Origin of the sequence: Pseudomonas sp. PsB, assembly GCF_043658375.1 — a bacterium.
GTDB classification, from domain to species: Bacteria; Pseudomonadota; Gammaproteobacteria; order Pseudomonadales; family Pseudomonadaceae; genus Aquipseudomonas; species Aquipseudomonas putida_Z.
Genome location: NZ_JBIGLU010000016.1, coordinates 121,144 through 128,358 on the forward strand (window position 1 = coordinate 121,144; position 7,215 = coordinate 128,358).

Annotated in this window: 7 protein-coding genes and 1 tRNA gene; all 8 read right to left on the minus strand. The window is 62.6% G+C overall.

The window, feature by feature from the left end; translation table 11 throughout:
* Nucleotides 1-158: 158 nt before the first annotated feature.
* The 8 genes from ychF to ACGLHT_RS19295 all read right to left on the minus strand — a co-directional run bounded on the left by ychF (nucleotide 159) and on the right by ACGLHT_RS19295 (nucleotide 6,953).
* Nucleotides 159-1,259 carry a redox-regulated ATPase YchF gene (gene ychF / locus ACGLHT_RS19260; protein ID WP_013970895.1) on the minus strand — a complete coding sequence of 367 codons (1,101 nt, stop codon included), beginning with the start codon at nucleotides 1,257-1,259 and terminating at the stop codon, nucleotides 159-161.
* Between the two features lie 23 nt (nucleotides 1,260-1,282).
* Nucleotides 1,283-1,867, minus strand: a complete 585-nt coding sequence (pth, locus tag ACGLHT_RS19265) for an aminoacyl-tRNA hydrolase (RefSeq protein WP_008099045.1) — start codon at nucleotides 1,865-1,867, stop codon at nucleotides 1,283-1,285.
* A 79-nt stretch (nucleotides 1,868-1,946) separates the two neighbouring features.
* Nucleotides 1,947-2,540, minus strand: coding sequence for a 50S ribosomal protein L25/general stress protein Ctc (locus tag ACGLHT_RS19270; protein ID WP_013970896.1), 594 nt, complete (start codon nucleotides 2,538-2,540; stop codon nucleotides 1,947-1,949).
* 121 nt (nucleotides 2,541-2,661) lie between these two features.
* Nucleotides 2,662-3,603, minus strand: a complete 942-nt coding sequence (locus tag ACGLHT_RS19275) for a ribose-phosphate pyrophosphokinase (RefSeq protein ID WP_003247410.1) — start codon at nucleotides 3,601-3,603, stop codon at nucleotides 2,662-2,664.
* Nucleotides 3,604-3,650: 47 nt separating this feature from the next.
* Nucleotides 3,651-3,725 (minus strand) — tRNA-Gln (locus tag ACGLHT_RS19280).
* A gap of 20 nt (nucleotides 3,726-3,745) precedes the next feature.
* Nucleotides 3,746-4,606, minus strand: coding sequence for a 4-(cytidine 5'-diphospho)-2-C-methyl-D-erythritol kinase (gene ispE, locus ACGLHT_RS19285; protein WP_061551990.1), 861 nt, complete (start codon nucleotides 4,604-4,606; stop codon nucleotides 3,746-3,748).
* Nucleotides 4,607-4,609: 3 nt separating this feature from the next.
* Complete coding sequence (gene lolB, locus ACGLHT_RS19290; protein WP_013970898.1) at nucleotides 4,610-5,227, minus strand: lipoprotein insertase outer membrane protein LolB; 618 nt, start codon at nucleotides 5,225-5,227, stop codon at nucleotides 4,610-4,612.
* 4 nt (nucleotides 5,228-5,231) lie between these two features.
* Entirely contained in the window at nucleotides 5,232-6,953 is a 1,722-nt protein-coding gene (locus ACGLHT_RS19295; RefSeq protein ID WP_085617357.1) for a tetratricopeptide repeat protein, read from the minus strand.
* Nucleotides 6,954-7,215 lie beyond the last annotated feature (262 nt).

Here is a 7,215-nt window from a genome sequence, read left to right on the forward strand (position 1 = left end):
CCGCGAACACCGGCGCAGCCGGTGCCATGCACCGCGTTGGATTCTTCGCGGCTAAAGCCGCTCCCACAGGGGGAGGGTGCCGCTTGCCAGATGCCAGAAAAAACAAAACCCCTTGAGGCGTTGGCCTCAAGAGGTTCGTGGGTACTGCAGTCTGCCGCTTAGACGTTGAAGCGGAAGTGCATCACGTCACCGTCCTTGACGATGTAGTCCTTGCCTTCCAAACGCCATTTACCGGCTTCCTTGGCACCGCTCTCACCCTTGAACTGGATGAAGTCGTCATAGGCCACCACTTCAGCGCGGATGAAACCTTTTTCGAAGTCGGTGTGGATCACGCCAGCGGCTTGTGGTGCGGTGGCACCGACGCGTACGGTCCAGGCGCGTACTTCCTGCACGCCGGCAGTGAAGTAGGTCTGCAGGTTCAGCAGCTCATAACCGGCGCGGATAACGCGGTTCAGGCCAGGCTCTTCCAGGCCCAGGGCCTCGAGGAACATATCCTTCTCTTCACCGTCTTCCAGTTCGGCGATTTCCGCTTCGATCTTGTTGCATACCGGCACCACTACCGCGCCTTCTTCCTCGGCGATGGCCTTGACCACGTCCAGGTGCGGGTTGTTGTCGAAGCCGTCTTCGGCCACGTTGGCGATGTACATGACCGGCTTGCTGGTCAGCAGGTGGAAGCCGCGGATGACCGCCTTGTCTTCGGCGCTCATGTTCTTCATCAGGCTGCGCGCTGGCTTGCCTTCGGTGAAGTGCGGGATCAGCTGTTCGAGGATGGCCTTCTGCGCCAGGGCTTCCTTGTCGCCGCCCTTGGCGTTGCGGGCAACCTTCTGCAGTTGCTTCTCGCAGCTGTCGAGGTCGGCGAAGATCAGCTCGAGGTCGATGATCTCGATGTCACGCTTGGGGTCGACGCTGTTGGAAACGTGGATCACGTTCTCGTCTTCGAAGCAGCGCACCACGTGGGCAATGGCGTCGGTCTCGCGGATGTTGGCGAGGAACTTGTTGCCCAGGCCTTCGCCCTTCGAGGCACCAGCCACCAGGCCGGCGATGTCGACGAACTCCATGGTGGTCGGCAGGATGCGGTTTGGCTTGACGATTTCAGCCAGTGCATTCAAGCGCGCATCGGGCATCGGCACGATGCCGCTGTTAGGCTCGATGGTGCAGAAGGGGAAGTTCTCCGCCGCGATGCCAGACTTGGTCAGGGCGTTGAACAGGGTGGACTTGCCGACGTTGGGCAGGCCGACGATGCCGCAATTGAAACCCATGGGTATTCCCCTCTCTAAGGAAATCAGGCCTTCTGGCTGTGCAGCTCGCGCATCGCCTTGGCGAAGTCGCCGGCAAGCACGTCCGGCAGCACGCCGAGGGCAAAATCGATGCTGGCGTCGAGCTTCTCCTGCTCGGCGCGCGGCGCGCGGCCCAGGACGAAGTTGGAGACCAGTTTGGCGTCGCCCGGGTGGCCGATGCCAAGCCGCAGGCGGTGGAAGTCGTTCTGGTTGCCGAGCTGCGCGATGATGTCGCGCAGGCCGTTGTGCCCACCATGGCCACCGCCGCGCTTGAGCTTGGCGACGCCCGGGGGCAGGTCGAGTTCGTCATGCGCCACCAGGATCGCCTCCGGCTTGATGCGGAAGAAATTGGCCAAGGCCGCCACGGACTGGCCGCTACGGTTCATGTAGGTGGTGGGGATGAGCAGACGAACGTCGTTGCCCTGATGGCTGAACTTAGCCGTCAGGCCGAAATATTTGCGGTCAGCGGTCAACGAGACGCGCTGGGCGCTGGCAATGCGTTCAACGAAAAGAGCCCCTGCGTTATGCCGGGTCTGTTCGTATTCGGGGCCGGGGTTACCCAGGCCGACGATCAACTGGATGGCGGTCACGTCAGGGGCTCTTCCTTGGAGTTGGTGGGTTACAGGGCGCGCGGCACTGTAACCCGATCAACGCCGGCGCGCGAGTGGATTACTCGGCAGCGCCTTCTGCTTCTGGAGCAACGCGTGGAGCGTGAACGTTGGCAACAGCTTTGTCATCACCGTGGGCCAGAGCTACGAACTCTACGCCTTTCGGAGCTTTCAGGTCCGACAGGTGGATGATGGTGCCGATTTCAGCGTTGGCCAGGTCGACTTCGATGAACTCAGGCAGGTCTTTGGCTTCGCAGGAAACTTCGATCTCGGCTTCTACGTGGGAGATCTCGCCGCCTTTCTTGACCGGGGCTTCTTCATTGATGAAGTGAACCGGTACCTTGGCGGTCAGTTTCTGGCCAGCAACGACGCGAACGAAGTCGGCGTGCATGATGAAGCCTTTGGCCGGGTGGCGCTGCAGAGCCTTGACCACGACGTTTTGCTTGGCGCCGTCGACGTTCAGTTCCAGAACGTGGCTGAAGGCAGCCTCGTTTTCGAACAGCTTGGTGATTTCCTTGGCCAGGATGGTCAGGGACTGAGCGTCCTGGTTACCACCGTAGACAACGGCTGGGATGTTCGCGGAGTGACGCAGGCGGCGGCTCGCACCTTTCCCCAGGTCAGTACGCGCTTGGGCGTTCAGAGTGAATTCGGTCATTTTGTTTCTCCAAAGTAGCCCCCCGAGGGCGTTTGCGACCAGCGCCAACGGGGATGGCAAAAAAGCCCCGCCCCAACAACCAGTGTTGGGGCGGGGCGCTTTTCGTCAGCGTGTGTTCCGCTTAGCGGAACATCGCGCTGATCGATTCTTCGTTGCTGATGCGGCGGACCGCTTCAGCGACAACCGGTGCGATATCCAGTTGGCGGATACGGTCACAGGCTTGAGCGGCGGCGGACAGCGGAACGGTGTTGGTCACCACCAGCTCGTCCAGTACCGACTTCTCGATGTTCTCGATCGCGCGGCCCGACAGGACAGGGTGCGTGCAGTAGGCGTAAACCTTGGCAGCGCCGTGCTCTTTCAGGGCTTTGGCCGCGTGGCACAGGGTGCCGGCGGTGTCGACCATGTCGTCTACCAGGATGCAGGTGCGCCCTTCGACGTCGCCGATGATGTGCATGACCTCGGAGTGGTTAGCCTTCTCGCGGCGTTTGTCGATGATACCCAGGTCGACGCCCAGGGACTTGGCGACGGCACGCGCGCGCACGACACCACCGATGTCCGGGGAGACGATCATCAGGTTCTCGAAACGCTGGTCCTCGATATCGTCGACCAGTACGGGCGAGCCGTAGATGTTGTCGACCGGGATATCGAAGAAACCCTGGATCTGGTCAGCGTGCAGGTCGACGGTGAGTACACGGTCGATACCTACGACAGTGAGCATGTCAGCGACGACTTTGGCGCTGATGGCTACACGTGCCGAACGCGGACGGCGGTCCTGGCGGGCGTATCCGAAGTAAGGAATCACGGCGGTGATTCGGGATGCTGAGGAGCGGCGGAAGGCGTCGGCCATCACTACCAGTTCCATCAGGTTATCGTTGGTCGGGGCACAGGTCGGCTGAATAATGAAGACGTCTTTACCGCGGACATTCTCATTGATCTCAGTGCTGATCTCGCCGTCGGAGAACTTACCGACAGAAACGTCACCGAGAGGGATATGCAGCTGACGTACGACACGCCGAGCCAGATCGGGGTTGGCGTTCCCCGTAAAGACCATCATCTTGGACACGCGCAGTACCTGAAGGCTGAGGGTAACCTGGATGAGTATAAGGAAAATGGCAGGGGCGGCTGGATTCGAACCAACGCATGGCAGGATCAAAACCTGCTGCCTTACCGCTTGGCGACGCCCCTGTATCTGTTGCTGCGAACGCTTATGCGCTCGACTTCTTGACCAGACTTTGCAGCTTGCGATGCAACATCGAAACGTTGCTTCCTTTCGCCACAAACCCTGTTTGGGTCGCTGAAAGAAGGGCCAGAACTTTATCAGCTTCGGCTTTGCTTGGGAAGGCCCCAAACACACAACTTCCAGTACCGGTCAGTCGAGCCTCAGTGAATTTACCCAGTGAATTCAACGCATTGCGAACTTCCGGGTAACTCTGCTCTACCACCGGTTGGCAGTCATTTCGACTGTTTCCCTCGGGAACGGGGCGCATCTTAAGGGGGAGCGAATCACGTGTCAACTGTGGATGTGAAAAAATTTCTACTGTGCTGACAGACACTTGCGGCACAAGCACGACATACCACGGCTCTTCCGGGTCAACCGGGGTCAATTGTTCACCCACGCCCTGGGCGAATGCCGCGTGGCCGCGCACGAATACTGGTACGTCGGCGCCCAGGCTCAGGCCTAGTGCGGCCAGGCGGTCTTCGTCCCAGTCCAGTTGCCACAGGTGGGCGAGGGCCAACAGGGTAGTGGCGGCATCCGAGCTGCCACCGCCGATGCCGCCGCCCATGGGCAGCACCTTGGTCAGCCAGATGTCGGCGCCCATCGTCGTGCCGGATTGTTCCTGCAGCTTGCGCGCGGCACGCACGATCAGGTTGCTGTCGTGCGGCACCGCCTCGATCTCGGTATGCAGGCGGATCACGCCGTCGTCACGCACGGCAAAGCTCAGTTCGTCGCCGTGATCGAGAAACTGGAACACGGTTTCCAGCTCGTGATAGCCGTCCGCACGGCGGCCGATGATGTGCAGCCACAGGTTGAGCTTGGCCGGAGCGGGCAGGGTGAGGGTCTGCATGTATCAGTGCCCCAGCTGGCGGGGTTGCCAGTCCTTGACCACCAGTGTCACGTCGAGGTCCTTGCCGTGCAGCTTCATACGCTCGGGCAGCCAGTAGCCGTTCTGTTCCGTGTAGCTCAGGTATTGCACCTGCCAGCCGTCCTGGTCGAGGCTGGCCAGGCGGCTGTCGCCGTCCAGAGTCAGCTTGCTCTTGCTGTCGGGGGCCGGCAGGCCGCGGACCCACCAGACCAGGTGTGAGACCGGCAACTGCCAGCCCAGTTGTTCTTCCAGCAGGGCTTCGGGGCTGAGGGCCTCGTAGCGGCCCTGGTTGGCCACTTCCAGTACCACGCCGCCGGGGCGGCCGGTCAGGCGAGCGGCGCCACGGCCCAGCGGGCCGGCCAGGCGAATGTCGTAGTAGTCCTGGCGTTGCAGCCAGAACAACGTGCCGCTGCCGGAGTCGCGCGGGGCACGGATGCCGACCTTGCCGTTGATCTGCCAGCCATCGAGGCTGCTCAGTTGCTCTTTATGGGCGCGCCACTGTTGCGGGTCGCCGTGGCCCTGCAGGGCCTCGCGGCTACCGAAGCCGGCACAGCCGGCCAGCAGGGCGATAAGGGTGAAGGTAATGCAATGGCGCAGGAACATGGCGTTAGAGAGTCTCGGATCCGGTCAGGCGCAGGATGGTCTTGCGCAGGATGGGGCTGTCGGCCTGGGCTTCGAAGCCCTTGGCCCAGACCTGGCGGGCTTCGCGGCGCTTGCCGTTGGCCCATAGCACTTCGCCCAGGTGGGCGGCCACTTCGTGGTCGGGGAAGCTGGCAAAGGCCTTGCGCAGATAGGTTTCAGCCTCGTCGAGGTTGCCCAGGCGGTAATTGACCCAGCCCAGGCTGTCGAGCACCGCCGGGTCGTCCGGGGTCAGCTGATGAGCCTTGTCGATCAGCGCCTTGGCTTCGCTGTAGCGGGTGGTGCGGTCGGCCAGGGTGTAGCCGAGGGCGTTCAGGGCCATGGCGTTTTCCGGTTCGCGGGCGATGATGGCGCGCAGGTCTTTTTCCATCTGCGGCAGGTCGTCACGCTTTTCGGCCAGCATGGCGCGGGTGTACAGCAGGTTGAGGTCGTCCGGGTAGCGCTGGATGGCTTGCTGCAGCACCTGGCTGGCCTGGGCGTCCTTGTTGTTGTTGCTGTAGCTTTCCGATTCGATCAGGAACAGCTGGATGGCGTAGTCCGGTTGGGCTTCACGGGCATCGGCGAGCAGGCGTGAGGCTTCGGTACCACGGCCGTTGGCGATCAGGATGTCAGCCTGGCGCAGTTGCGCCGGCAGGTAGTCGGGGCCCGGGCCGACCAGGGCGTATTCACGCAGGGCGCCTGCAGGGTCGTGGCGCTCCTCGCGGATGCGGCCCAGGTTCAGGTGCGCGGCGTCGACGTTGCTGTCGCGCTCGATCAGCTCCTGCAGGTAGCCTTCGGCTTCATCCCAGTCCTTGTTCTCCAGGCACACCAGGGCCAGCGAATAGCGCAGCTCGTCGTCCTCGGGGTATTGCTGGACCAGGCTGAGGAACTCGCCCTTGGCATCGGCGATGCGGTCCTGTTCGACCAGGGTGCGGGCGTAGGTCAGGCGCAGGCGCTTGTCGTCCGGGTTGTCGCGAATCGCCCCGCGCAGCAGTGGCAGGGCCTCCGGGCCGCGATCCAGGGCTTGCAGCAGGCGCGCGCGCAGCAGGATCGGGGCGATTTCGCCGTTTTGCGGCGGGTGCGACTCGAGCAGTTCCAAGGCTTCTTCGGCCTTGCCGTCCTGGTTCAGCAACAGGGCCTTGCCGAACACCAGTTGACCGTTGTCCGGGTACTTCACCAGCAGGCGTTCGAAGCTTTGCAGCAGGCCGTCGCGGGTGCTCTGGTCGGTTTCGGCGGCGGACAGGGCGAGGAAATCGAAATGGGTGTCGCCCTGGCCCTGCAGGACCTTTTCCATGTACGTCATGGAGTCGTCATATCGGCCGGCGCGGGCAAGCTGGATGGCGGCGGCGCGCTGGGCATCGAGGTTCTGCGGGTCGTTGCGGGCCCAGACCAGGGCGTTGTCCAGTGCCGGTTCGTCGGCGCCGAGGTATTCGGCAATGCGGTAGGCGCGCTCGGAAACCCCGGGGTCCTGGGTTTTCGCGGCCTGGTCGGTGTAGTTGGCCAGGGCGATGTCGAAGCGGTTGCGCTGGCCGGCCAGCTCCGCCACCAGCAGGCTATAGAGCGTGTCCTGCTTGAACGAGCCATACACCACGGGCTTTTCCGCCTCGCTCTTGCCGGCCTCGGCGACGGGGGGCTCGGCCTTTTGCGGGGCCAGGCTCTGGCAGCCCTGGAGCAGGGCGAAGGCAAGCAGCAATGCGTATGGTTTGTTCATAGAAGGCTTTAAGAGGACTCACCGGCGGTCGGAGCATGATGACACAAGCGCGGGGGCAAACCCACCTGCGAAGGTATGAAGCCGCGCTTCGCTTATGCAGACCGCGCTGTGCCCGCGCGGTTCGCCGCAGAGCCTGCCACGGCGCCCAGAACACAGAATTATTGCTCTTGCTCTTGCTCTTGCTCTTGCTTCTAAGCGCGCGATAGTTCAGGCGCCGCCGATTGCGACTTCAGGAGGCCGAGCGAAGGGACTGCGGAGGGAG